This is a genomic window from Microbulbifer hydrolyticus (assembly GCF_009931115.1).
Taxonomy (GTDB): Bacteria; Pseudomonadota; Gammaproteobacteria; order Pseudomonadales; family Cellvibrionaceae; genus Microbulbifer; species Microbulbifer hydrolyticus.
Genome location: NZ_CP047491.1, coordinates 1,759,857 through 1,783,927 on the forward strand (window position 1 = coordinate 1,759,857; position 24,071 = coordinate 1,783,927).

The window sequence follows — 24,071 nt, forward strand, 5'->3', positions numbered from 1 at the left end:
AATATGAATAAAACCAAAAGTTGAGTCACCAGCTGGAGTGCTGGTTTTTGTTGCTCCGCAGAGACTCCCGGCATGAAAAAGCCGGTCCACCGACGACAAATATCGAAAGAGGGTACACAGGATGAGCGAGATCAAGATTCCGCTGCGTGACATGCGCTTTGCCATGCGCGAGCTGTTCGATTGGGATCAGCACTATGCGACGCTGGGCTATGAAGACGCGAGCCCGGACGTGGTCGACGCCATCCTGGACGAGGGGGCCAAGTTCTGTGAGAACGTGCTGGCGCCCCTGAACCAGATCGGTGACCAGCAGGGCTGCACCTGGAACGATGGTGAGGTCAAAACCCCGGATGGCTTCAAGGAAGCCTACCAGCAGTTCGTGGAGGCCGGCTGGCCGTCACTGGCGCACAATGTGGATCACGGTGGACAGGGTCTGCCGCCGTCCCTGGGCACCATCCTGAGTGAAATGGTGGGCACTTCCAACTGGTCCTGGGGTATGTATCCGGGCCTGTCCCACGGCGCCATGAACACCCTGGAGGCCCACGGTACCGACGAACAGAAACACACCTACCTGACCAAGCTGGTCGAAGGTACCTGGACCGGTACCATGTGCCTGACTGAGCCGCATTGTGGTACCGACCTTGGTATCCTGCGTTCCAAGGCCGAGCCCAATGACGATGGGTCTTATTCCATTACCGGTACCAAAATTTTCATCTCTGCCGGTGAGCACGATATGGCCGAAAACATCGTGCATATCGTACTGGCGCGTCTCCCCGACGCACCCGAAGGTACCAAGGGTATCTCCCTGTTTATCGTTCCCAAATTCCTGCCCAACGCAGATGGTTCCGTGGGCGAGCGCAACGGCGTGGCCTGTGGTTCGCTCGAACACAAGATGGGTATTCACGGCAATGCAACCGCGGTGCTGAACTTTGATGGTGCCAAGGGCTTCCTGATTGGTCCTCCCAACAAGGGCCTGAACTGCATGTTTACCTTCATGAACACCGCGCGCCTGGGGACTGCCTTGCAGGGCGTGGCCCACGCGGAAGCGGGTTTCCAGAAGTCCCTGGCGTACGCCAAGGACCGCCTGCAGATGCGCTCTCTGAGCGGCCCGAAAAACCCGGAAGGTCCGGCAGACCCGATCATCGTGCACCCCGATGTACGCCGCATGCTGCTGACCCAGAAAGCCTTCTCCGAAGGTGGTCGTATGCTGGTGCTGCTGTGCGCGCAGCAGGTAGACCGCTCCCAGAGTGGCTCCGAAGAGGAGCGCAAGGACGCCGACGATCTGCTCGCCTTCCTGACGCCGATCGCCAAGGCCTTCCTGACCGAAACCGGCTATGAGTCTGCCAACCTGGGCATGCAGTGTTTCGGTGGCCACGGTTACATCGCCGAGTGGGGCATGGAGCAGAACGTGCGCGATGCGCGTATCTCCACTATTTACGAAGGCACCACCGGCATCCAGGCTCTGGATCTGCTGGGCCGCAAGGTGCTGATGAGCCAGGGCGAGCTGCTGCGCAAGTTCACCAAGATTGTGCACAAGTTCTGTCAGGCGGAAGTCGACAACGAAGCGCTGGCGCCATATGTCGCCAGGCTTCAGGAGCTGAACAAGGAGTGGGGCGAGCTGACCATGAATGTGGGCGTCAAGGCGATGGAAAACCCCGACGAAGTCGGTGCCGCCTCCGTGGACTACCTGATGTATTCCGGTTACGCGGTACAGGCCTACCTGTGGGCTCTGAGCGCCAAGGTTGCCAATGAGAAAATCGCTGCGGGTAGTGCGGAAGAGGATTTCTACCGCGCCAAACTGGCGACCGCACGTTTCTTCTTCGACCGGATTCTGCCGCGCACGGCAACCCATGCCAGTGCCATGCAGAGTGGTGCGGAAAACCTGATGAGCCTGGATGCGGAACACTTCGTATTCTGAGCTTGAAGTAGGAAAAGCACCGCCGCTGGAAACATCGGCGGTGTTTTTGAATCCGGCTTTTGCCAACGGCGGTGAAAGCGGGGTGTTTAACATCCGGAGCACCGATGCAACTACCCGCGCGAATCATTGAGCGGCTGCAGCAGCTGACTTGTCTGCCAAAAACCGCTCGGGTACAGTTTCGATTGCCCGATGGCAGCGACTTTTACCTTGAGGTGCACCACCGTGAGGCCGGCGCTGGTACCCCAGCGGGCGATCGCGGCATGATCGAAGCCGAGCAGTTTTCCGGCGTCGTCGAAGGCGCCGACCTGGAACTCGAAATGTCCTACAACACCCTGAAGGACGTTATCGATGGGCAGTTGAGTGGCCGACACGCATTTTTGCTAGGGGACATCCGATATACCGGCAACCGGGAACTGGCGGCGGCACTGGCGGATCTTTTTTCCGTGCACCCGTGACCCGGGTTCCGGAGCGCGTTCCACGCGGATGAGGCGGTTTGATGATGTTCGTGTGAGGATTACCTCGGGAGGAATAGAACTGCCTTGCCTTCGGTGCTCCAATATTCATACTGGTGATCTTCAACGGTATAAATTGCTGCATGCTGGCAGCTCATATAACAATTAGTGAAGACAATGCGCTGTGTCTGAAAATTCAGGCGGCTTATTTGTTTCTTGTAGCGACATTCACCGAATAACTATCAAAACTTACAATAATTATCTGTCCGCATGGCTCGTGGCCTGAGGATTTCGTCTATATACGGACATGGGTACCAGAACTGGTCGTTAAGCGGCCAGTTTCGGCGGTTGGTTAATTTCCACGCCATGGTATCTTCGGCCTGTAACCTGACCGATAATCCCGGGTTAAGGGGCGCATCGCATCACGCGGGCAGCACCACAAAAACAACATATTGGGAGAAATAAGTTGGACATCGAACACAGTATTCTTGACGTGTTTTCCAATGCCACGGCGAAATACGCCGATCGGCCGGCCTTTACCTGCCTCGGGCATACTCTGACGTTCGGCGATATCGACAGGCTCAGCGCCAACTTTGCCTCCTACCTGCAGAACAAAACCAGCCTCAAGCCTGGTGATCGGATAGCTGTTCAGTTGCCCAACGTCCTCCAATATCCGGTTATTGTCTTCGGTGCACTGCGAGCCGGACTCATCGTGGTGAATACCAATCCCCTGTACACCCCGCGTGAACTCAAACATCAGTTGAACGACTCGGGTGCCAAGGCACTCGTTGTTCTGGCGAATATTGCCGATGTCGCTTCAGAAGTTATCCCGGAAACCGGGGTGGAGCAGGTGATCGTATCCGAAATTGCCGACCTGCATCCGCCGCTCAAGCGTATTCTGATCAACAGTGTCGCCAAATACATCAAGAAGATGGTGCCCGAGTTCAGCTTCGCCAATCGTGTAGATTTCCGCGATGCGATGTCTGTTGGTGCCAGCCAGAAGCATCAGGATGTACAGCGGACTCCGGATGACCTCGCCGTATTGCAATACACTGGCGGTACCACTGGCGTGGCCAAGGGCGCAATGCTGACCAATCGCAACCTGGTTGCGAATATGGAGCAGGTGCGTGAGGCGCTGGGCGACTCCATGCGAGAGGGGGAAGAGTTTTACATTGCACCGCTGCCGCTGTATCACATCTATGCATTCACTCTTCACTGCATGTGCCTGTTTAGCACGGGTAGCCACTCGCTGCTCATCCCTAACCCGCGCGATATTCCCGGCTTTGTTAAAACCCTGAAGGGAAAACGTTTTACCGGGTTCTGTGGTCTCAATACGCTTTTTAATGGCCTGATGCGCTGTCCTGAATTCGCCGACCTGGACTTCAGCAAGCTCCACACCACCTGTTCCGGTGGTATGGCGCTGACCCGTGCTACCGCGGAAAAATGGGAAAAAATGACCGGCTGTGTGGTGACCGAAGGTTACGGCATGACCGAAACGGCGCCGGTAGTTTCCTTCAACCCCGCGGACGCCGTGCAATTGGGTACTGTGGGTGTTGCGGTCCCGGGTACCGAAGTCAAAGTCATTGACGAGAATGGCAACGATCTGCCCAACAATACCCCGGGCGAGCTCTGTGTACGCGGACCCCAGGTGATGAAAGGTTACTGGGAGCGCCCGGAAGCTACCGCGGATACCATCGATTCGGAAGGGTGGCTCAAAACCGGGGATATGGCCGTGATCCAGGATGATGGCTACATCAAGATCGTCGACCGCAAAAAAGACATGATCATCGTGTCCGGTTTCAACGTGTACCCGAATGAGATCGAGGACGTTGTGGCGGCGCATCCCAAGGTTGCCGAGGCTGCGGCTGTTGGCATTCCTGATGAACGCAGTGGTGAAACCGTCAAGCTGTTTGTGGTGAAAGCCGACGACGCGCTGACAGCCGACGAGGTGATTGCCTATTGCCGCGAAAATATGACGGCGTACAAAGTGCCAAAAAATATTGAGTTCCGCGACGATCTGCCCAAGACCAATGTGGGCAAGATCCTGCGTCGGGAGCTGCGCGACGAGGAAATCAAGAAAAACGGTGAGCCCGTTAGCGCCTGAGTATGTAAATACCCGTACGCTAGAAAACCCCGCTGCTTGCAGCGGGGTTTTTTTGTCCTCAATTTACTCGGCTAGTGTTGCGCTATAACTATGGAGTCCCTGACTCCGATGATAGAAGCGCGCTATGACAGAACAGAAAAAACGGACCACATTGCTCCATGAGGAGTTGCCCGCGGAGCACGATGATCCGTTGATCCGTGTCTTGCACATCGTCATCCGGGCCTCCATACGCTTACTGGCCATATTGATGGCAATGGTCATCATGTGGAGTGTCGCGGATGTAATCTGGGTGCTGTACGAGCGCCTGTCCGTGGATCCTGTTTTTCTGCTTGATCACAATGATTTGTTCGATGTGTTTGGAGCCATCATGCTGGTGCTGATCTCGATTGAGATTTTTATCAATATTCGCCTTTATCTGGGTTCGAACGTTATCCCGATCAAGCTCGTCGTCGCGACCGCCCTGATGGCCATCGCGCGAAAGGTCATCGTGCTCGACCTGGACGATACCGGGCCAAATTATGTGATCGGAATTGCCGTGACAACGCTGGCGCTGGGAATCACATACTGGCTGATAGCCAGAAAAGACGCGCTGGCCTATGAAACATATCGGCGTGGGGATGATTCTGAATCTGACAATTCTCAAGAAAATTGAGTCGGTCAAAAATGGCCGATACATAAAAAAGGGGCGCCAAAGCGGCGCCCCTTTTCGTGTCAGACTACTTGCTTAGTGCAAGCCAGTCACTTTCTGTTTTCCGAGCTGTTGTCGCGAATAGCCCGGAACTCATTGCCCTTGTACCAGTTCGGCCAGTCCCGGCTATTGGCCAGTGCCAAGCCGATATCGAGGCCGAGGGCCAGATCCAGCGCTGCGCCTTCCAGGTTCCACTGTGGGTCGTATTCATCGCCGGGCTTGTGGTAGTGCTCTGCTGTGTACTCTTCACCTTTCTTCTGGGCCCATTCGCGACCGTGTTCGAAGCTATCGGTACCGGAATCGAAGTAGAGCATGGGTACACCCTTTTTCGCCAGGCTGAAGTGATCGGAGCGATAGAAGTAGCCGCGTTCCGGATGATCTTCCGGGGCCAGGTAGCGCCCCTGAGCAGACGCGGCTTTCTCCAGGTCCTTTTCCAGCTCGCTGTTACCGTATCCCACCACGATCACATCGCGCATTGGGCCAAGCACGCCCATGGCATCGAAGTTGATGCCGGCCACGGTCTTCCCAAGGGGGATCACCGGATTGGCGGCGTAGTATTTGGAGCCCAGCAGGCCGGATTCTTCAGCGGTGACTGCGACAAATACCAGTGAACGTTCAGGTGCCTGGGGCATCTTGGCAACCTGATGGGCCATTGCCAGCAGGCCGGCGGTACCGGTGGCGTTGTCGACCGCGCCGTTGAAGATCTGGTCACCATCATCTGCGTGGGTGTTTACACCCAGGTGGTCCCAGTGCGCGGTATAAATAATCGCTTCCTCGGGGTATTTGCTTCCCTCGATTTTGGCCACCACATTGCGGGAGTTTGAGGTGCGGACCTTGCTAGTGAGATCAACCGATGCAGTGAGGTTCAGCGGCTTGGGCTTGAAACCCTGCTGCTTGGCTGCGTCCATTTCCTCGGTCAGGTCCAGACCCGCGGCACTGAACAGGGACTTGGCTGCATCACTGGTGATCCAGGATTCCACGGCTACGCGATCGGCATTCTTGTCCGCGGCTTCCAGGCTGATCTGTGCCCCGGACCAGCTGCCACTGACCACTTCCCAGGGATACCCGGCGGCGCCGGTTTCGTGGATGATGATGGCGCCGGCGGCTCCCTGACGCGCGGCTTCTTCAAACTTGTAGCTCCAGCGTCCGTAATAGGTCATGGCGTTGCCATTGAACAGGTTTTTATCCTGAGTGGCGTAGCCCGGGTCGTTGACCAGGATCACCGCGGTCTTGCCCTGCATATCCAGACCGGCGTAATCATTCCAGTCGTTCTCTGGCGCGACGATGCCGTAGCCGACAAACACCAGTGGACTGTCTTTCAGCTGGCTTTCCGGAGTCTGCCGCTGGGTGAAGGCGACCATGTCCTTGAGTGGCTGCAGGGATTGTTCGAAGTCCTTGCCCTTGATCTCAAGTGGGGTGCTTTCAATCTGCATCTCCACCACGGGGACATCCTGGAACCAGCTGGGGTTGCCGTCCGCGTCAGTGGCTCCCGGTTGCAGCCCCAGTTTTTTGAACTCATCCGCGAGGTAGTTCACGGTCAGTTCTTCTCCCTTGGTGGCCGGGGCGCGCCCCTCAAACTTGTCGGAGGCGAGTACCGCGATGTGCTTGTGCAGGTCTTTGGCGATTTCCGCCACCTCGGTCTTTTCTGCGTCGCTCAATGTTGGCTCGGAAATGACATCCACGGTGGGCATTTCCTTGGGCGCAGGCAGGTTGCGCTCGGCGGGCTGCTCGCTCTGAGCCTCCTGCTGGGGCTTGTCTGCAGTGTCTTTGCTGCAGGCTGCAATCACAGTGAGCCCCGCGAGGGCGAGCGGTAGCGCCAGGCGCCGCCAGTGGTTGGGTGTGCGCATAAAGGGTCCTTTTCTGGTTATTAGAGGTGTGTTGTTCCGGTTATTTCTTGTCCATAAATGCCAGGGTCTGGCGGATGGGAAACAGCATGTCGCTGGCGAGGCTGCGGCAGCGCGCGGGAGACCAGCCTTCGATCGGGTCCGGCAGGTTGTCGTTGTCCTTGAACGGCATTTCAAGGGTCAGTGCGAGAGTACGGAACTGGTGGCCACACCAGTTGGTACCCACGGTCATGTTGGCCTCGCCGGGCTTGTCCAGCGGGTAGCCGCGCTCGGTCTGAAAATCGGGGCTGATCTGCTCGAAAGCCTGCTTGAAGGTGGACTCGAGTTCCGCGTGCTTTTCGTCGTAGCCCGGAATGCCTTCACAGGCGGCCACAAAGTTGAACGGCAGCGCCTCATCGCCATGGATGTCGAGGAACATATTGCCTCCGGTAGCCAGCATGCGCTCTCGCACCAGGTAGACCTCCGGGCTGCGCTCCATACTCGGTGACTGCCACTCGCGGTTCAGGTTGGCACCGGCCGCATTGGTACGCAGGTGCCCGCGTACACTGCCGTCCGGGTTCATGTTGGGTACAACGTAAAACACCGTGTCTTCGAGCAGGCTGAGAGCGGAGGGGTTGGATTCATCCAGCAGGGTCTCCAGGAAGCCCTCGACAAACCATTCCGCCATGGATTCACCGGGATGCTGGCGTGCGATCATCCAGACTTTGTGTTTTGCGGTATCCGGGTTGCCTACAGTGAGCAGAGTCATCTCTCGGCCATCCAGAGTGAGCCCGAGGGTTTCTGTCTGAACACGCTCATCAGACTGTGCCCAGGCGAGCAGGTCCAGGTGCCGGTCCCAGGAGTAGGGGGCGAAGTAGGCCAGGTAGATGGCAGGCTGTTCCAGGTTTACCGAAAAATCCAGAACTTTGCCGTCGTACTGTGCGTCGATCCGAAACCAGTTGTGGCGATCGTAGGAGGCGCAGACCCGGTAATTCTCCCAGCCTTCCGGATAGGCGGCTTTGCCAGCGTTGGTGATGCGCAGTGGGTATTCCTTGCCGACTTCACCTTCGAGGCGAAAGTGGAACCACTGATAGAAATCCGACTGATTGTCGATCCGGATGGCGAGTTCGACAGGGGTGCTGTTCTTGTCGATGACCGTGATATTGCCGCTGTCAAAGGCGCTGCTGATATGCATGCGTTGGCTCCGCAGTAGTTGTGGGCGAAAGGGGTAGAGCCGGTTGCCGCTGGCGCATCCGGCAGTTTAATTCGTTTGATATTGCAGGATACAGATTCAAAATAAAAATTCAGGATAGTCCACGGCAGCTTGAAGGAAATATCTGCTCGGATTTGGTTTTTGAGGACAAAATATTGAAAAGTGAAACGCGAGGATATTTTTGGGCCGGGGCGAGCTGACTGGAAAGCACGGGTTTTAATACATGCACCATTAAAAAGGCGCGATGTCCTTGCGAACACCGCGCCCCTGCCATTCCCTGGCGGCACCTGCTGAGACTACTGCTCCCTGAAATTTCTGGCGTCAGACCAATGACGACTTCTCACTGCCCCGGTCAATGCGCGGTGCGAACCACAACCACACCATCAGAAATGTTGTACTGCTCCCTGACATCCCTCAGCAGGTGCTGTTTAAAGTTTAGGCAGGCTATTTCCGGATCGCAGTCCCGGAGTCAAAACTTGGCGCTCAATCGGTTAACTTTTATACAGCTCCGGGCATCCTGTACCTGCCTGCTCAAACAAGAGGAGGCGAACGTCAGTCGAAATTCAGTTCGCTGTCTTTCCAGTATTTGGTCCCCTTCAGCGTAGCCTGAAGCGCGATACCGCTTTCGGTGAGCTGGTAGACCCGCATACCATCGACGACCACTTCCCCACCCACGGCAACACCTTTGTCCTGTGCCTTGGCCGCGGCGTCCGCGTGCCCACCGAATGACCAGCCGCGCTCGACGAACCGCTCCATCACCTCGGGAGAATCGAACACGAACAGGGCGCGAAAATCTTTGATGCCAAGACCGAGACCAACACCCACCTCACCCATTTTCATATAGGTGCGCTCGCCAGACTTGCTGACAGCGACGCCATAACCGGTGGACGCGCTGGCCAGCAACAGGTTGACGTTCACGTTGCTGAATACGGCATAACCGGGAGCCCGGGCGACATCGTTGCGCAGGTCCGGTTTCAGCTGATACAGCGCATTCAGTACCTCGCGCTCGGTTTGACGGATGTTTTGCCGCTGCTCATCGCGCGTCTGGCCAGGAGCGGCACAGCCACCGATCATGAGCAGGTGTGCGAGCACAAGTAGCAGCGTGCAGTGTCGGAAGAAGGCTGGCATGGTTGGTTCTCCATCGCTGCCCCGAGGGGCGGATTGTTATGGGGGCGGTAACTGGTAACAATGCAGGCAGTATTGCCGCAGTTTTTCGACGCATAGCCCTGACGGTGTCCAGAATAACGGTGAACTATTGGCATGCCTGCGACGTGGCGCACAAAGATCCAAATGACGCCACTTTCGGCGCGGCTGGCAAATCGGTATTCTTGCGGGCCTGTACTATCTGGCGAACCGTTCCAAAAGGAATCAACACCCATGAACAAATCTATCAAGCGCGGCGTTGCCGTTTCCTGCCTTTTGACCCTGATGCTGAATCTGACCGCATGCGGTTACTTCCTGTACCCGGAACGCAAGGGGCAGAGTGGCGGCCGGGTTGATCCAGTCGTGGTTATCCTCGATGGCGCCGGCCTGCTGTTTGGTATTCTGCCTGGTGTGGTGGCATTTGCGGTTGACTTCACCAATGGCACAATCTACCTGCCCGCGGGTGGCTCTTCTGCGATTGACCGCCATATCAGCGCAGTGGACCAGGACGTCAACAATGAGAAAGCCGGTGCGCTACTGGAAGAAGGCAAGCCGGTAATCGACCAGAATGGCCAGGCCTGGATCGAGCTGCCGCTGGAAGCGGTTACCGGCGAGAAAGATGTCGAGAACACCAGCATGGAACAGGTGCGTGCTGCGCTCGGCGAATTAACCGGGCAACAGGTTGCCGCTGCCGATATTGTCTGGCTCCAGGATCTGGCGGCACTGTCACAGGCACGCGCTGCACAGCAGGCAACCGCGGCACGCTAACACCGTGAGTGGCTCTCTTGCGGCGCCAACCGGCGCCCAAGTCGTGGCGGCGCAAAACGGGCGCCGTTACGCGCAGAACCTGCGCGCTCCCACCGCGGTGCTGCCGTTTATTCGGGATCCTCGCATCGTGCATATGGGGCTGAACCGTCTGTCACCGGACCGGTGGTTGCAACGCTGTTCCCAGCTCACCCATTATCATCACAATAAGCTCACCGCCCGCCGTTTATACGGGGAGGGGGTATACGCCCAGCTGCCATCCTCGCTTCCGGCCCAGCGGGAGTTGGCGGGGTTGACGGCCAGGCACCTGCTGCAAGATCACCCCGGTTACCATCTCCTGGCGAATGGGGATCTCCAATGGCAGGGAGCGGGCGGGACGCTTCGCTGGCCAGGTGCCGAGGCCGGCGTCAGCAGTGCCGAGCCGCTGTGGAATACCAGCGCGTGGGTAGCGGATGACCTGTGTTTGTTGATGCCGGGCGAACATGGCTACGAGCTGGTTGCGGCATCGCTGGCCGCGCCCAGTTACTGGCGCCTGGAAGAAAAAATAGGTCGGCCGCTGGATGTCATCCACGGGCCTGTGCCCGGCTTTCACAAAAAACTGGCCCAGCAGGTGGCGCGCTTCTTTGACCACCTGCTGCCGGAGTTTCCGGTCTGGCGCGGAAACTGGTCTGTGGTGGATTCGCCGGAGTTGCTGCAGCGGGGAGAGGGGGGCGATATAGCAGGCCACGCACCCGCTAAGGCTGATGAAGCTTCCGATGCGCTGTATCTGCGTATCGAGCGGCAGTCTCTGCGCCGGCTGCCGGAAACTGGTGCGGTGGTATTTACCATTCGGGTGATGATCAACCCGCTGTCGGATTTACTGGAAGTTCCGGATGGGCTTTCGGTACTGAAGGCCTCGGTGGACGCGATGTCGCCGGAAGAATCCCGCTACAAGTCCATTGCCCCGATGCGGGCACGCCTGAATTCCTTTTTTGCCGCACACCTTTCCGGCTGAACCGTTATCTGGCGGCAAGCATGCCCGCAATCGAACTGACTGGGTGAGCGTCCCTTCCGGGAGCGGCCAGCGCCACATGTCACAGGGTGAACCCGTGCGCGCGGCGGCTAGCTACGACGAGCTTCCTGTCTTGAATGCCTTTGGCGAGAGTCCTGTCCAGCGTCGAAAGGCCTTGCCGAACGCACTCTCATCGCAGTAGCCGAGGGCCGCGGCGATATCCACATTGGTTTTCTCACCCTGTCGCAGCCACTGGCAAGCGTAGTGGCTGCGCACCTCATCCTGAATGGCGCGGAAACTGGCGTTTTCTTCCAGCAGCTTGCGGCCCAGGTGACGGGGGCTGATACACAGCCGCGCGGCCACCTGTTCGCGGCTGAGCTGCGGCTCCTGCTGCAGCAGGTGGGCAACGCGCAATTGCAGGCTTTTACTGGTGAGGGCCTTGAGCAGGGCATCTGCTTCGGGTTTGAGGCGGGCCATTACCTGACGATCGGCCGCAACCAGGGGGATTTCCAGGTCCTGTGGACGCAGGCGAATACCGGAGGATTCCGCGTTGAACTGTACCGGTGCCTGTAGCAACTGCTGATACTGCTGCTGTACCGCCAGCGAGGGCGTGGGGTAAGCAAACTGAACACTCTGCGGCTGGAACTCGCGCCCGGTCATGGCGCGGGCCTGGGCCAGGCAGATCGAGAGCACGGTTTCCACGCGCAGGCGAGCGCACTGCAGGTAGTTGGGGCGGTAGCAGAAATCCACATAGAAGCTGCCGCGGCGCATTTCAAACTGGCCGCCTTCGCCGAGAAGCGGGTGGTAGATGAGCAGCTGGTCCAGTGCTGCGCCCAGGTTCTTTTGGGTCATCAGCAGGTAGCCCACCAACCCCATCTGGCTGCCCTGCATGGCCTGGCCCAGGCGGATGCCCAGAAGCGGGTCCGGGTGGGCGGCCTGCACTGCCAGCCAGATGTCTTCCTGGAGCTGCATGGGAACCCTGTCTCCCTCGTTAATGGAGGTCAAGAGTGCCTCAACCTCCGGGGGGAGCTTCATCTGAAGTCGTTCCAGGGCGCTTATAATTGCGCGTGTATAGCTTAAAGTTACGCTTCTGCTGTCTGCTGTGTTCAAAACGTCTGTCCGAAATTAACCAGATGCTGCCCGATTATGACGACGGTGCCTCCGGATGTCACGTTATATTGATTGCCAATGCGTTTTGGCAAATGTCCGGAGCGCGATGAGTGAGAGTTGAGCGCCCCACCTGAACCTTTCCGAGCGGGGTGTTACGAGCAAAGCCGCGAGAAAAGCGCGAGAAAAATCGGGAGAAAAATAATGAAGCCCTTCGCTGTTATCGGTGCCGGTCCCATGGGGCTGTGTAGTGTACGCAATCTGGCCAAGCACGGTATTCCCTGTGTGGGTTTCGAGATTCATAGTGATGTCGGCGGGCTGTGGGATATCGACAGTTCCACCAGCACCATGTACGAATCCGCCCACCTGATCTCGTCGAAGAAAATGACCGAGTTTGCGGAGTTCCCGATGGGCGACGACGTCGCGCTTTTCCCGCACCATAGTGAGCTGCGCGAATATTTCCGTGCCTATGCGCGGGAGTTCGACCTCTACCGCCACTATGAGTTCGAGACCGAGGTGGTCCGCTGCGAGCGTGAGGGCGATGACTGGCAAATCACCACCCGTCGCCATGGCGAGGAGCAAACCCGGGTATTTGGTGGCCTGCTGATTGCCAATGGCACGCTGCATCACCCGAACATGCCGTCGCTGCCCGGTGATTTCGCCGGCGAACTGCTGCACTCCTCTGACTACCGTGACCCGGCCATTTTCGATGGCAAGCGCGTGCTTCTGGTGGGCTGCGGCAACAGCGGTGCGGATATTGCGGTCGACGCCGCGCACCGCGCCAAGAGCGTGGATATCAGCCTGCGCCGGGGCTATTACTTCCTGCCCAAGTTCATCGGCGGCAAAGCCACGGACGCCCTGGGTGGCCGGATCAAGCTACCGCGGTTTATCCAGCAGCGCATCAGCGCCGCCATTTCCAAATTGATGCTCGGCACACCGGAGCAGTACGGGCTGCCCAAGCCGGACTACAAGATGTTCGAGTCCCATCCGGTAATCAATTCATTGATTCTGCACCACATTGGCCATGGCGACATCAAGGCGCGCAAAGACGTCGCCGAGGTGGATGGCCACAAGGTGACCTTCGCGGATGGCACCTCAGGCGAGTACGACATGGTCCTGATGGCCACCGGGTACAAACTCCATTATCCGTTCATCGACAGTGAACACCTCAACTGGGAAGGCTTTGCGCCGCGGTTGTACCTGAACGTTTTCCATCCCCAGTACGACAATCTGTTCCTGATGGGAATGGTGGAAGCCGCGGGCCTGGGCTGGGAAGGGCGCAACCGCCAGGCGGAGATGGTGGCGCTGTACATCAAGCAGCTGGCGGCGGGGGCGGAGTCCGCGCGCAAGCTGAAGCAGACCAAGCTGGCCGAGGCGGGCACGCGTGCGGACGGTGGCATGAACTACCTGAAGCTCGAACGCATGGCCTACTACGTGCACAAGGATACCTACCTGAAAGCACTGGCCGGTCACACCCAGGACTTGCTCCGGGACCACCAGGTTGCGGATACTGCACACTTTTCATCCAATCCGGCCGCGGCGACCCGCTGAGGTCGCCAAGACCATGAATGAATTGAATCCTGTAGTCACGGCGTCTGTCGAAAATTTCCAGATGTCACCTGTCGCGCTGGTAGTCCTGAATGCCGTGCTGGCGTTCATGATGTTTGGCGTATCCCTGGGGCTGCGCAAGGCGGACTTCCGCCGCGTGCTCGGTCGCCCCGTAGCGCCGGTGACCGGGCTGGTGGCGCAGTTCCTGTTGCTGCCGGCCATCACCTGCCTCGGCACCTGGGCGTTGGGTATCAGCCCGGGCCTTGCGCTGGGCATGATCCTGGTGTCCTGCTGCCCCGGCGGCACCTTTTCCAATGTGATGACCTGGATCGGGCGCGCCAATGTGGCCACATCGGTCAGTATGACCGCGGTCTCCAGTCTCGCCGCGGTGGTCATGACGCCGTTTAATTTCGCGCTGTACGGCAGCCTGAACCCCAATACCCGTGAAGCCCTGCAGGCGATTGCCCTGCCGGCAGAAAACATGGTGATGATGGTGGTGCTGGTGCTGGCGCTGCCGATGGCCCTGGGCATGATCGTGGGGGGGCGCTTCCCGCGCTTTGCCGAGCGCAGTGAGCGTTACTTTCGCACGGCGTCATTGCTGGTGTTCCTGCTGTTTGTGGTGATCTCCTTCAGCAAGCACTGGCACACCGCGTTGCAGATCGCCGGCTCGGTTCTGGTGCTGGTGGTTGCGCACAATGCCCTCGCATTCCTTATCGGGGATCTCTCGAGCCGTGCGGCGCGCTTGCCGCAGGGTGACCGGCGGGCGGTCACTATGGAGGTGGGGATACAGAATTCCGGCCTGGCACTGGCGATTCTTTTCACTTTTTATCCCGAGGCGGGAGAAATGCTGGTCATCGCCGGCTTCTGGGGCGTATGGCACCTGGTTTCCGGTCTCAGTCTGGCGGGGTACTGGAACTTCAGCCAGCGTCGCGTGGCGCAGGCGCATGGGGATGCCGCCGACTACGCGGGCTAGCCATTCCCCGAACTGAAATGCTGTATAGAACAATAAGAGCTGTATAAAAATGAGTGAACCAAGGGTTTTGATTACCGGCGCTGCCGGCTATGTAGGTGGCCAGCTTGGGGCCCTCCTGAGCAAGCAGATGCCGGTAGTAGGGGTGGATATCCAGCACCGGGAAACCACATTCCCACTGTTTGTGATGGACATCTGCGACGGTGCGCTGGCTGAGTTGATGCGTGCCGAGCGGATCACCCATGTGGTGCACCTGGCGTCCGTGGTGTCTCCAGGGCGCGACCGCGCGCGGGAATACCAGATCGATGTTGAAGGTACCCGCAATGTACTGGATGCCTGTATCACCGCGGGCGTCGAACACCTGACCCTGACCAGCAGTGGTGCCGCTTACGGCTACCACGCCGACAATCCCTCATGGCTTGTAGAGAACAGTCCTCTGCGTGGCAATCCCGAGTTTGCCTATTCCGACCACAAGCGGCTGGTGGAGGAAATGCTGGCGGAATACCGGCAGAAGCACCCGCAGCTCAAGCAGTTGATTTTCCGTCCCTGTTCCATCATCGGCGCGACCACCAACAGCAAGATCAGTGAGCTGTTTGCCGGCAGCAGTATCCTGGACCCTGGCGGCCACAATTCACCGTTTGTGTTTATCTGGGATGAGGATGTCATCGGTGCGATCGAGTACGGGGTAACCCGCAGTGCCAGTGGAATCTACAATCTTGCCGGTGACGGCGCACTCACACCCGCGGAAATCGCGCGGCTGCTGGGCAAGCCCGTGCGGCGCCCGCCCGTGTGGTTATTGAAAGTTCTTCTGGGGATCAGTTATTACCTGCGACTGGGTAACGTGAGGCCGGCCCAGATCATGTTCCTGCAGTACCGCCCTGTGTTGCTGAATACGCGCCTTAAGACAGAGCTTGGTTACCAGCCAAAGAAAACGTCTGCAGAAGCGTTTGCCTACTTTGCCACCCGGGCACTGGGCATCGCGGTGGAAGCCGATACCGCACGGGTCAGTTTTTCGGATGATGCCATATCCGAAGGGCAGCCAGCATGAGCGCCCCGGTCGCTGTGGGTTTGAATCGCGCAAAAACCTTTGTAGTAACCGGTGCTGCAGGCGGTCTGGGCTGGGCGCTCGTGCAGTCGCTGATTAAAGCGCATGCTGGTGGCCAGCCACTGCGATTTGCTCTGGTCGACGTGAACGAAGAGGCTGTGGCTGCGCGAGGCCGTGAGCTGGAGCAGCAGGATATCGATGCCGATGTGTTTGTGGCCGACCTGTCCTGTGAAGATTCGGTCGCGGAATTGTGCGGGCGGTTGCGTTCGCTCTATCCGCAGGTGGATCTGCTGATCAACAATGCGGGCATTACCCACCGCAGCCTGTCTACCCAGACTACCAATACGGTGATTCGCCGGGTGATGGCGGTGGATTACCATGCGCCGGTTGAGCTGGCACAGGGGTTGCTGCCCCAGTTGCGCGCTGCCGCCGGATGTGTGGTGAATATCAGCTCGATGGCGGGCTGGATGCCGGTGCTGGGACGTGCCGGTTACTGTGCGGCGAAGAGCGCCCTGCATCAGTATTTTGAAACCTTTCGCGAAGAGGTTCGGGAAGAGGGCGTCCGTGTGCTGATGGTCTACCCGAGCTTTGTTGCGACCGGTATCGACGCAAACGCGCTGTCCGGAGACGGTGGGCGTGCGCAGCACGCGCAGAGCACCATCGGTCCGGTGCGCAGTGCGGAGTGGATGGCAGACAGAATTGTTGCCGCCCAGGTTGCTGGCAAGGAGCGGTTGTTCCCGCGGGACAAAACCCTGCTGGGAGCCTACTTGTACAAGTTCGCCCCGCGCCTGTTCCTGCGGCAGATGGTCAAAAACTTCCGGGTAGAGCTGGAAGAGGGGCGCAAGCTGGCGCGCGACTAAGCGAGTCAGCCAAATTCGGTGGTCAGCATCGGGATGACGCTGGCTGCCAGTAGCAGCCCCATGGTTACATTGAATATCCGCAAGTGAACGGGCTGCGTCAGCAGCCGTTTGAGGCCTACGCCAAACATCATCCAGATCGTGATACACGGCCCGCCGATCAGGATGAATGCCAGGGCGATTCGACCCGCTTCCATCCAGGTTTCTCCATCCGGCGTGGTAAACGCGGCCAGTGCCCCCACCGCCATAATCCAACCTTTTGGATTGACCCACTGAAAGGCCACCGCCTGTAAAAAGGAAAACGGATGTGCCCGCCCAGCAGCGCCCACCTGGCGTGTTCTGGCAATCTTCCAGGCGAGATAGAGCAGATACGTGATCCCTGCCCAGCGGACCACCTCGTGCAGGAACGGAAACTGCCGGAAGAGCGCTCCCATACCGAATCCGATCGCCAGAATCATGGCGGGAAACCCGACGCAGATTCCCAGCAAGTGGGGCAGTGAGCGACCCACGCCGTGGTTCAACCCCGAAGCCATGATCATCAGGTTATTCGGCCCCGGCGTAATGCTGGTGGAAAACACGAACAGTGCGATAGAGAGCAGAATTTCCAAAATGGTCCTCGAAGAGTGGTGGCGGGTGGGCGCCGTACAGCGGGGAAAAGCCGCGGTTGGTAACGCGCGGATAGGCGCAGATTATCCCCGCTGGAAGTGCGTATAGCAACGAAGCCGTCCGGCAATACCGGGGGTTGACTGGCGTCGCAATTCTGGTTCGTCCGACCTACAATTCACGCTCTACGGAAGTCGGGGATGGTATACGTGATGTGGTTGGATACCGCCCCGTTCGTCGCGAGGCGTTCCGTTTTCAACGTGACCCCCGAGCGTGCCTATGCCCCTGATCGACAGCCACTGTCATTTTGATTTCGATGCGTTTAGCGCGGATCGGCCGCAGGTCTGGGCCCGCTGCCAGAGCCACGGCATGCAGGCACTGGTGATTCCGGGGGTGAGTATTCCCCAGTGGCGGCACCTGTTCGCGCTGGTGAATTCGCAGCCTGGTTGGTATGGCGCAGCGGGGGTCCACCCCTGGTGGGTTTCGGAGTTGGCCGTAGCGCCAGACCAGGTGCGCCGCGCGGTTGTTGAAAGGGCGCGGCATGAGCGCAATGGCGGGCGTTGTGTGGCGGTAGGGGAGTGCGGCCTCGATGCCAATATTGATCTATCTCTGGCGCAGCAGCTGCCGGTATTCGAGGCGCAACTGGAAGCAGCGGGCGAGTTGTCACTACCGGTCATCGTTCATTGTGTACGCGCGCACAGCGAAGTAATTCGTGCACTGAAAAATGCGCGTATTAAAAAAGCGGGTGTGATTCACGCGTTCGCCGGCAGTCGGGAAATTGCCGAGGAGTACATCAAACTCGGGTTTTACCTCGGGGTGGGTGGCACGGTCACCTATAAGCGGGCGGTCAAGACCCGTAAAGCCCTTGCCAGTGTTCCGCTGGAGCACCTGCTACTGGAATCCGATGCACCGGATATGCCGCATGCTGGGCGGCAGGGCGAGCGGAACAGCCCTGAGTATTTGCCGGCGGTGGCAGAAACGCTGGCGGCGTTGCGCGGTGTTTCTGTGGAATCTGTCATCTCTCAAACCGGAAAAAATGCCCAGGCGCTGTTCGATCTATGACTTTCTCAGCCGAAAAATTCAAACAACAGTTTCCGCTGTTTGCCCAGAGCGAAAACCGTAGCCTGGTTTACCTCGACAATGCGGCAACAACACAAAAGCCCGCCTGTGTCATCGATGCCATCAGCGACTTCTATCTGCATTCCAATGCCAATACCCATCGCTCCAGCCACCGGCTGGCGAGACGCGCGACCGAGATGGTGGAAAAAGTACGGCGTGATGCGGCTGCTTTTCTTGGTGCGCATTCTCCCCGCGAAATTATCTTTACCCGCGGAGCGACGGAGGGGCTGAACTTGCTCGCCAACAGCCTGTGCGCTGGCCTCTGCCCAGGGGATGAAATACTGCTTTCCACCGCCGAACACCACGCCAATCTGGTGCCCTGGCAGATGATGGCAGAGCGCTACGGGCTGAAGTTGTGTTTTGTCCCCGATGAAGCCGGTGTGCCGCGGTTTGACCGGATCAGCGAAGTGCTGACGCCGCGTACCAGAGTTGTTTCCGTCACCGCTGGCTCCAATGCGCTGGGAATTCGCACCGATCTCCACGCTCTGCGCAAGGCATTGTCGGGGCACGACCTGGTGTGGGTGCTGGATGGCGCGCAACTGGCGGCACACGATGTGGTTGATGTGGCCTCGATCGGTTGTGATTTTTTTGTGTGTTCTGCGCACAAATTTTATGGCCCGACAGGTATCGGCCTGGTGTTTGGGCGGGAGTCGCTTCTACAGGGTATGCCGCCGTGGCAGGGCGGCGGAGAGATGATTGCCAACGTTGACCTGTTGTCCAGTGAGTTTGCTGGCCTGCCCCACCGGTTTGAGGCGGGCACTTCCTCGCTGGCATCCATTGCCGGACTCGGGGCCTGTATCGACTTTCTGGCGCGCCAGAATCGGGCGGAAATGGCGCGCCACGAACAGATTCTCCAGCAGTATCTGCATGAGCGGTTGGCGCAGGTTCCCGAGCTCGTGATGTTGAGTCATGGGGAGGACAACCTTGGCATAGCAACCTTTGTCCATCCGCGCTGCGCTGCCGTTGACCTGGCTCAGTGGCTGGATGGCCGCGATATTGCGGTTCGGGTGGGGCATCACTGCGCCCAGCCACTGCTGCGGGCGGCGGGGCACACCGCCACCGTACGTGCGTCGATCGCGGCCTACAATACCCGCGAAGATATGGACCGGTTTATCGCTGGCGTGGAGGAATTTCTCCTGCAGCTCGATACGGATGGGGTGGAAGCTGCACCACAGCCGTCGGCCCGCAGCACGCCTGTGGCTGAGCACTGGAGCCCGGATGACCTTTCCGCGCTAGATCTGGACGAATTGCGCCGACGGCACAACTGGCAGGATCGTTATCGCACGCTGATGGGTTGGGCCAAGGCGATTTCCCGCAAGGAGATCATCCGCTCTCAGGAAAATCTTGTGCGCGGCTGCGAGTCGAGTGCGTGGTTGGTGCATCGCTGTGAGGATACGGGGGTGCATCGCTTCGCGATCGACAGCGACAGCAGGATAGTGAAGGGGCTGGGTGCGCTGCTACTCAGCCTGATCGATGGCCAGGCGAGCGACGCTATTTCGCGCGACCGGGTATTGAGTATCTTCGATGAGCTGGGGCTGGCGCAGCAGCTAAGCGACTCCCGCAGTAATGGCTTCCGCGCACTGCTGGATCGGGCATTCGAGTTGTTGGAAAGCTGAGGCTTCAGCGGGCAGTCTTTGACTGCTTGAGGATGCGTTCCACGGCCTTCGCTGCGGCCACAAGCCCGAAGGTCCCCGTGACCATGGTGGCGGCGCCGAAGCCGCCGCTGCAGTCCAGTTTCACCCCGTTTTGCATAGCGCTTTTCTGTTGGCACACCTGCCCATCCGGCTGTGGATAGACCATCGGCTCGCTGGAGTAGATGGCATCCACCCCAAACTGGCGCTTGCTGGATTTCTGGAAGTTGTGGAAGCGATACAGGTGCTGGCGTACCTTGGCCAGCATCGGGTCATTGACTGTGCGGCCCAGGTCGGCACAGGAAATGTCGGCCGGGTTCTTTTTGCCGCCGGCGGAGCCCACGGTGACAAGGCGAATTTTGCGCGCCTTGCAGTAAGCGATCAGGGATGCTTTGACTCGCGCGTTATCGAAGGCATCGACAACAATGTCGATGGTCTCGCTTTCGGGGTCCAGGAACTCGCCGAAGTTATCGCTGGCGATAAAGTCTTCATGGGTGCGGACAGCAATTTCCGGATTGATTGCGCGCAGGCGTTCCGCCATCACCGACACCTTGATATGGCCCACCGTATCGATAAGCGCGTGAATCTGGCGATTGGTGTTAGTGATGCAGATGTCGTCCAGGTCGATCAGGGTGATTTTTCCAATACCGCTGCGTGCGAGTGCCTCGGCGGTCCAGCTGCCTACGCCTCCGATGCCGATGACTACGGTGTGCGCATTGTGCAGAACCTGTAGGGCGGATTCACCATAGAGCCTGGCGATACCGCCAAATCGTTGAAGGTAGGAGTCGCTTAGGGGCATGGGCGTATTCCGGGATTACTTCACGGGATGATCGATACCAGGTATCGGTATCAGTTTATGTCGGGGTGGGGGTCGCGGGGGGAGAATTCAGGGCCCGGGTGGGCCCTGCGCACGGAAATCACTCAGTGGACGTGACCGTGGTCGACTTCTTCGGGCGTTGCTTCGCGCACGGCGATCACTTCAATCTCGAAGTGCAGCTCGACACCCGCCAGCGGATGGTTACCGTTGATAGTGACCTGGTCGCCATCGATGTCGATGATTTCAACTTCAATCGGTTGGCCGTCGGTGCTCTGGGCGCGGAACGCCATGCCAACTTCCAGTTTCTCGACACCGCCAAACGCACTGCTCGGCAGGGTCTGGATCAGTTCCGGATTCTGCGGGCCGTAGCCTTCTTCCGGTGCAATCACGACGGTGAACTTGTCACCAGCGCTCTTGTCCAGCATTTCCTTTTCCAGGCCAGGGATGATGTTGCCTACACCCTGGAGGTACTTCAGCGGCTGGCCACCTTCGGAGGAGTCGATCACGGTGCCTTCGGCATCTTTCAGGGTGTAGTTGATCTCCACCACACTGTGGTTAGCAATTTTCATTGGCAATCTCTTGTATCTTGAGAGTGAGTTGTAGCGCTTACCGCTTACGGAAGGAAAAGCAAACGGGGATTAAAGGCTGTGTGAGGGGGCATTGTATGGGCCGGCCCCGGCCGTCGCAACCGAGGGGCAGATGTACCCGGCATGCACCGCGGTCAAAAAAGGGGGGATTGGTAGTTGCCGGGGGCGGACGAGGGGGGAGAGCAGTGCCGGCCGTCGCCGGCCGGACTTGCGTAGTGAACCGCTCAACAAGCGATGGATAGCGGTTCCTGGCAGTTGTCATAGAGCTTGCTGGCAGTGCGAACCAGTCGGTCACATGTGGCCGCCGAGAAGCCCATCTCCAGCAGGCGTGCCTCAAAGTACTCGAGCAGTGCTTCGAATAGCATGGGGTTCAACCCTCGCGCCAGGAAATTTGCGCGGGCTGTGTACACCGGCTCCGGTTGCCCGGAAAGGGCATGGCTGAGGAACTGTGCCTGACGACTCTGCTGCTTGTCGTGGTCTGCGCTGTCGTCGTCGGTAAGGTATTTGCCGATGGCTCGATAAAAATCGCTGACGATGTCATTGACAAACTGGCGCCCCCCCATCTGGGCAAGCAAGCCATGTTCCGCGACTGCCGCGGGCTCGGTGGTTGTGTTTGGGTGTCCGGGTAAAGACGCGAGTACGGGCACTACTTTCGACATTGTTGGATCCCCCTGTGAGAGTGTAATCAGTCTGTCGCGGTGGCGCCCGGATTGCCTCAATTCTAAGTGTTCACCCTATGAAGTTACTGTTTCCACAGGAACCGGGTGAGGGCTTGGGACTGCCTGTCGCGATATGGGCGGCAAGATTACGGGATGGAAATACAACTGCCAATGAACGGGCACGATATTGTCACACTCTTCCACGGGTTGTGCATGACGGTTTAAATAGGTGCAAGATTCGGGCGCAGTATACTTCCGGTGCCATTTTTTAATGCATTTTTTCGGCCCGGTTGGCTCCTTTGGAAGTGAGGTGGAGCCTCAAACTACCAAAGTAGCCTGGGGAGAAGTGCCGCTGTTAGACTTACCGGCTTCGCCCCGGGCGAAATATTCAATGCAAACAGCATTCCAGCAGTGACCAGCGGGATGAAATTGGCGGCTTAATATAGAGGCTAACCACAATGGCGAGTATTTTTACCCAGATCATGAATGGCGACCTGCCAGGACATTTTATCTGGCGCGACGAGGTCGCCGTGGCGATCATGACCATCGCTCCGATCAAACCGGGCCACTGCCTGGTGATTCCCGTCGAGGAGATCAATCACTGGGATGATGTGCCGGCGGATGTGTCCGCCCACCTGATGGCGGTGGCGAGCAAGGTGGCCAAGGCCCAGAAGAAAGTGTATTCGCCAAAGCGTGTAGGCGTGATGGTGGCCGGAATCGAGGTGCCCCACACCCATTATCACCTGGTGCCAATCAACGAAATTGCCGACCTGGACTTCGCCCTGCAGAAGCAGGCGGAGCCCGAGGCTCTTGCCGCCGAGGCAGCCAGGTTGCGCCAGGCGCTGGTCGACCTCGGCTACCGGGAAAGTGCCGAGTAACTGAACCCGCTCGCCGCGCGGATACAGCCCCTGGAAAAATTTGTCTACACCGGTGCATCCAGAGCAAATGGTGGTGGCGTCCTAGTGGCATTGAACAAGAACAGGTGATCGGATCATGCTTCGCAATTTGTCTTTTTTCGTATCTCTGATGTTGGCGCTGTCCTTCGCGGCCGGCGCTGCACATGCCCAGCAGAGCAGCAGGTCATACCCTCTGGATGGCTTTACTGCGATTGCCCTGAAAGGTGGTTCCAATCTAAAAGTGGTTCAGGGTGATTCATTCTCGGTTTCTGCCCATGGTGAGGAAAACGATCTGGTTTTCGCCAAGGCCGAGGTCAAGCGCGATACGCTGGAGCTTTCCGTCGAGCCGGAAAGCAAAAGCCTGTTCGGGGTGGTGACCGTCAGCAGTGAGCCGGACGTGGAGTTTCGTGTGACCCTGCCCACCATCAGTGGGATCCGCGTCACCGGCTCTGGTGATGCCACGGCGGATACACTGGAAAGTGAGAAGCTCGACCTGCGTGTCACAGGTTCTGGCCTGATTCGGGTAGAGAAGGTGGCTGCGGAGTCGTTGAGCACCGGTGTGACAGGCTCTGGTGACCTGATTCTGGGAACCGTGCTGGCAGTACATGGTTCCGCCGGAATTACCGGCTCTGGTGACATCCGTATGGACAATTTCATCGGCGAGGATTTTTCGGGCCAGATCAAAGGTTCCGGGGATATGGCGATCGGCGGAAAGGTGGCCAACCTGAATGTAACCATAATGGGCTCTGGTGATTTTATGGGGCGCGGCCTGAGTGCAACCAACGCCGGCGGTGCGGTGATGGGGTCGGGTGATATTGTGCTGAAGCGGCCAATCAATGAGTCTTTTTCGGTAATGGGTTCGGGAGATGTGGCACTGGTAGAGTAAGGCTTGCCGCTGGCGCCTGAAGCCATCCACAGAGCGCGAGCCCGCTTGCCGATACGGCAGGCGGGCTCGCGTTTTTTTGTGCCCGGTCAGGCCTTGTTTAAAAAACTGCGGGGGCCTCGACGCCAATCATGCCGGGAGCATGTAGACTTGTCGGGTTGAAACGGTCACTGCGGCCCTCATTTTTCCCGGCAGGTGGGGGCGAGTCCCCACCTGCCGGCCGCAAACCGGGAGAGGGCCAAAAATTCGATGCCC

The 24,071-nt window shown here is 58.5% G+C and carries 22 protein-coding genes; 14 read left to right on the top strand and 8 right to left on the bottom strand.

Features of this window, described 5'->3' with window-relative positions; all coding sequences use genetic code 11:
- Nucleotides 1-121 precede the first annotated feature (121 nt).
- The 4 genes from GTQ55_RS07410 to GTQ55_RS07425 all read left to right on the top strand — a co-directional run bounded on the left by GTQ55_RS07410 (nucleotide 122) and on the right by GTQ55_RS07425 (nucleotide 5,123).
- Entirely contained in the window at nucleotides 122-1,915 is a 1,794-nt protein-coding gene (locus GTQ55_RS07410) for an acyl-CoA dehydrogenase C-terminal domain-containing protein (RefSeq protein WP_161858156.1), read from the top strand.
- Nucleotides 1,916-2,019: 104 nt separating this feature from the next.
- Complete coding sequence (locus tag GTQ55_RS07415) at nucleotides 2,020-2,370, top strand: SCP2 sterol-binding domain-containing protein (protein ID WP_161858157.1); 351 nt, start codon at nucleotides 2,020-2,022, stop codon at nucleotides 2,368-2,370.
- 463 nt (nucleotides 2,371-2,833) lie between these two features.
- Nucleotides 2,834-4,471, top strand: a complete 1,638-nt coding sequence (locus GTQ55_RS07420) for an AMP-binding protein (RefSeq protein WP_161858158.1) — start codon at nucleotides 2,834-2,836, stop codon at nucleotides 4,469-4,471.
- 124 nt (nucleotides 4,472-4,595) lie between these two features.
- Nucleotides 4,596-5,123: a phosphate-starvation-inducible PsiE family protein gene (locus tag GTQ55_RS07425; RefSeq protein ID WP_183946556.1), complete on the top strand. Its 528-nt coding sequence runs from the start codon at nucleotides 4,596-4,598 to the stop codon at nucleotides 5,121-5,123.
- A gap of 86 nt (nucleotides 5,124-5,209) precedes the next feature.
- Here the strand turns inward: GTQ55_RS07425 and GTQ55_RS07430 are convergent, their stop codons facing one another.
- From GTQ55_RS07430 to GTQ55_RS07440, 3 genes are all read right to left on the bottom strand, one after another.
- The gene (locus GTQ55_RS07430) at nucleotides 5,210-7,006 is read right to left on the bottom strand and encodes a M28 family metallopeptidase (RefSeq protein ID WP_161858159.1); all 1,797 of its coding nucleotides are present in this window, start codon (nucleotides 7,004-7,006) and stop codon (nucleotides 5,210-5,212) included.
- 40 nt (nucleotides 7,007-7,046) lie between these two features.
- Complete coding sequence (locus GTQ55_RS07435; protein WP_161858160.1) at nucleotides 7,047-8,177, bottom strand: M14 family metallopeptidase; 1,131 nt, start codon at nucleotides 8,175-8,177, stop codon at nucleotides 7,047-7,049.
- Between the two features lie 570 nt (nucleotides 8,178-8,747).
- A complete protein-coding gene (locus GTQ55_RS07440) occupies nucleotides 8,748-9,323 on the bottom strand; it encodes a lipid-binding SYLF domain-containing protein (RefSeq protein WP_161858161.1) in 576 nt (191 codons plus the stop codon).
- A 249-nt stretch (nucleotides 9,324-9,572) separates the two neighbouring features.
- Here GTQ55_RS07440 and GTQ55_RS07445 point away from each other — a divergent pair, with 249 nt between their 5' ends.
- Nucleotides 9,573-10,106: a hypothetical protein gene (locus tag GTQ55_RS07445; protein ID WP_161858162.1), complete on the top strand. Its 534-nt coding sequence runs from the start codon at nucleotides 9,573-9,575 to the stop codon at nucleotides 10,104-10,106.
- 4 nt (nucleotides 10,107-10,110) lie between these two features.
- A complete protein-coding gene (locus GTQ55_RS07450; protein WP_161858163.1) occupies nucleotides 10,111-11,097 on the top strand; it encodes a heme-dependent oxidative N-demethylase family protein in 987 nt (328 codons plus the stop codon).
- A 111-nt stretch (nucleotides 11,098-11,208) separates the two neighbouring features.
- On the opposite strand, the gene GTQ55_RS07455 is transcribed toward GTQ55_RS07450, so the two are convergent.
- The gene (locus tag GTQ55_RS07455) at nucleotides 11,209-12,129 is read right to left on the bottom strand and encodes a helix-turn-helix domain-containing protein (protein ID WP_237567878.1); all 921 of its coding nucleotides are present in this window, start codon (nucleotides 12,127-12,129) and stop codon (nucleotides 11,209-11,211) included.
- A 276-nt stretch (nucleotides 12,130-12,405) separates the two neighbouring features.
- On the opposite strand from GTQ55_RS07455, the gene GTQ55_RS07460 reads away from it, so the two are divergent.
- From GTQ55_RS07460 to GTQ55_RS07475, 4 genes are read left to right on the top strand one after another with little or no spacing between them, the layout of a single operon-like run.
- A complete protein-coding gene (locus tag GTQ55_RS07460) occupies nucleotides 12,406-13,752 on the top strand; it encodes a flavin-containing monooxygenase (RefSeq protein WP_161858164.1) in 1,347 nt (448 codons plus the stop codon).
- A 13-nt stretch (nucleotides 13,753-13,765) separates the two neighbouring features.
- Nucleotides 13,766-14,722 (top strand): bile acid:sodium symporter family protein, encoded by a 957-nt coding sequence (locus GTQ55_RS07465; protein ID WP_237567879.1) that lies wholly within the window; start codon nucleotides 13,766-13,768, stop codon nucleotides 14,720-14,722.
- 49 nt (nucleotides 14,723-14,771) lie between these two features.
- Complete coding sequence (locus tag GTQ55_RS07470) at nucleotides 14,772-15,767, top strand: SDR family oxidoreductase (protein ID WP_161858165.1); 996 nt, start codon at nucleotides 14,772-14,774, stop codon at nucleotides 15,765-15,767.
- Entirely contained in the window at nucleotides 15,764-16,624 is an 861-nt protein-coding gene (locus tag GTQ55_RS07475; RefSeq protein WP_161858166.1) for an SDR family NAD(P)-dependent oxidoreductase, read from the top strand. Before GTQ55_RS07470 ends, GTQ55_RS07475 begins: the two co-directional genes overlap by 4 nt.
- A gap of 5 nt (nucleotides 16,625-16,629) precedes the next feature.
- Here the strand turns inward: GTQ55_RS07475 and GTQ55_RS07480 are convergent, their stop codons facing one another.
- Complete coding sequence (locus GTQ55_RS07480) at nucleotides 16,630-17,229, bottom strand: LysE family translocator (protein ID WP_161858167.1); 600 nt, start codon at nucleotides 17,227-17,229, stop codon at nucleotides 16,630-16,632.
- A gap of 274 nt (nucleotides 17,230-17,503) precedes the next feature.
- Here GTQ55_RS07480 and GTQ55_RS07485 point away from each other — a divergent pair, with 274 nt between their 5' ends.
- Entirely contained in the window at nucleotides 17,504-18,286 is a 783-nt protein-coding gene (locus tag GTQ55_RS07485; RefSeq protein WP_161858168.1) for a TatD family hydrolase, read from the top strand.
- Entirely contained in the window at nucleotides 18,283-19,959 is a 1,677-nt protein-coding gene (locus GTQ55_RS07490) for an aminotransferase class V-fold PLP-dependent enzyme (RefSeq protein ID WP_161858169.1), read from the top strand. The genes GTQ55_RS07485 and GTQ55_RS07490 overlap by 4 nt, the downstream gene beginning before the upstream one ends.
- A 4-nt stretch (nucleotides 19,960-19,963) precedes the next feature.
- On the opposite strand, the gene tcdA is transcribed toward GTQ55_RS07490, so the two are convergent.
- The 3 genes from tcdA to GTQ55_RS07505 form a co-directional block, all read right to left on the bottom strand.
- Nucleotides 19,964-20,773, bottom strand: a complete 810-nt coding sequence (tcdA, locus tag GTQ55_RS07495; protein WP_161858170.1) for a tRNA cyclic N6-threonylcarbamoyladenosine(37) synthase TcdA — start codon at nucleotides 20,771-20,773, stop codon at nucleotides 19,964-19,966.
- A 122-nt stretch (nucleotides 20,774-20,895) separates the two neighbouring features.
- A complete protein-coding gene (locus tag GTQ55_RS07500; RefSeq protein WP_161858171.1) occupies nucleotides 20,896-21,360 on the bottom strand; it encodes an FKBP-type peptidyl-prolyl cis-trans isomerase in 465 nt (154 codons plus the stop codon).
- Between the two features lie 242 nt (nucleotides 21,361-21,602).
- A complete protein-coding gene (locus tag GTQ55_RS07505; protein ID WP_237567880.1) occupies nucleotides 21,603-22,037 on the bottom strand; it encodes a globin family protein in 435 nt (144 codons plus the stop codon).
- Between the two features lie 458 nt (nucleotides 22,038-22,495).
- Here GTQ55_RS07505 and GTQ55_RS07510 point away from each other — a divergent pair, with 458 nt between their 5' ends.
- Together GTQ55_RS07510 and GTQ55_RS07515 are read left to right on the top strand one after the other, a co-directional pair.
- Complete coding sequence (locus tag GTQ55_RS07510; RefSeq protein WP_161858172.1) at nucleotides 22,496-22,915, top strand: HIT family protein; 420 nt, start codon at nucleotides 22,496-22,498, stop codon at nucleotides 22,913-22,915.
- Between the two features lie 115 nt (nucleotides 22,916-23,030).
- On the top strand, nucleotides 23,031-23,819 hold the full coding sequence (locus GTQ55_RS07515) for a GIN domain-containing protein (RefSeq protein WP_161858173.1): 789 nt from the start codon (nucleotides 23,031-23,033) through the stop codon (nucleotides 23,817-23,819).
- Nucleotides 23,820-24,071 lie beyond the last annotated feature (252 nt).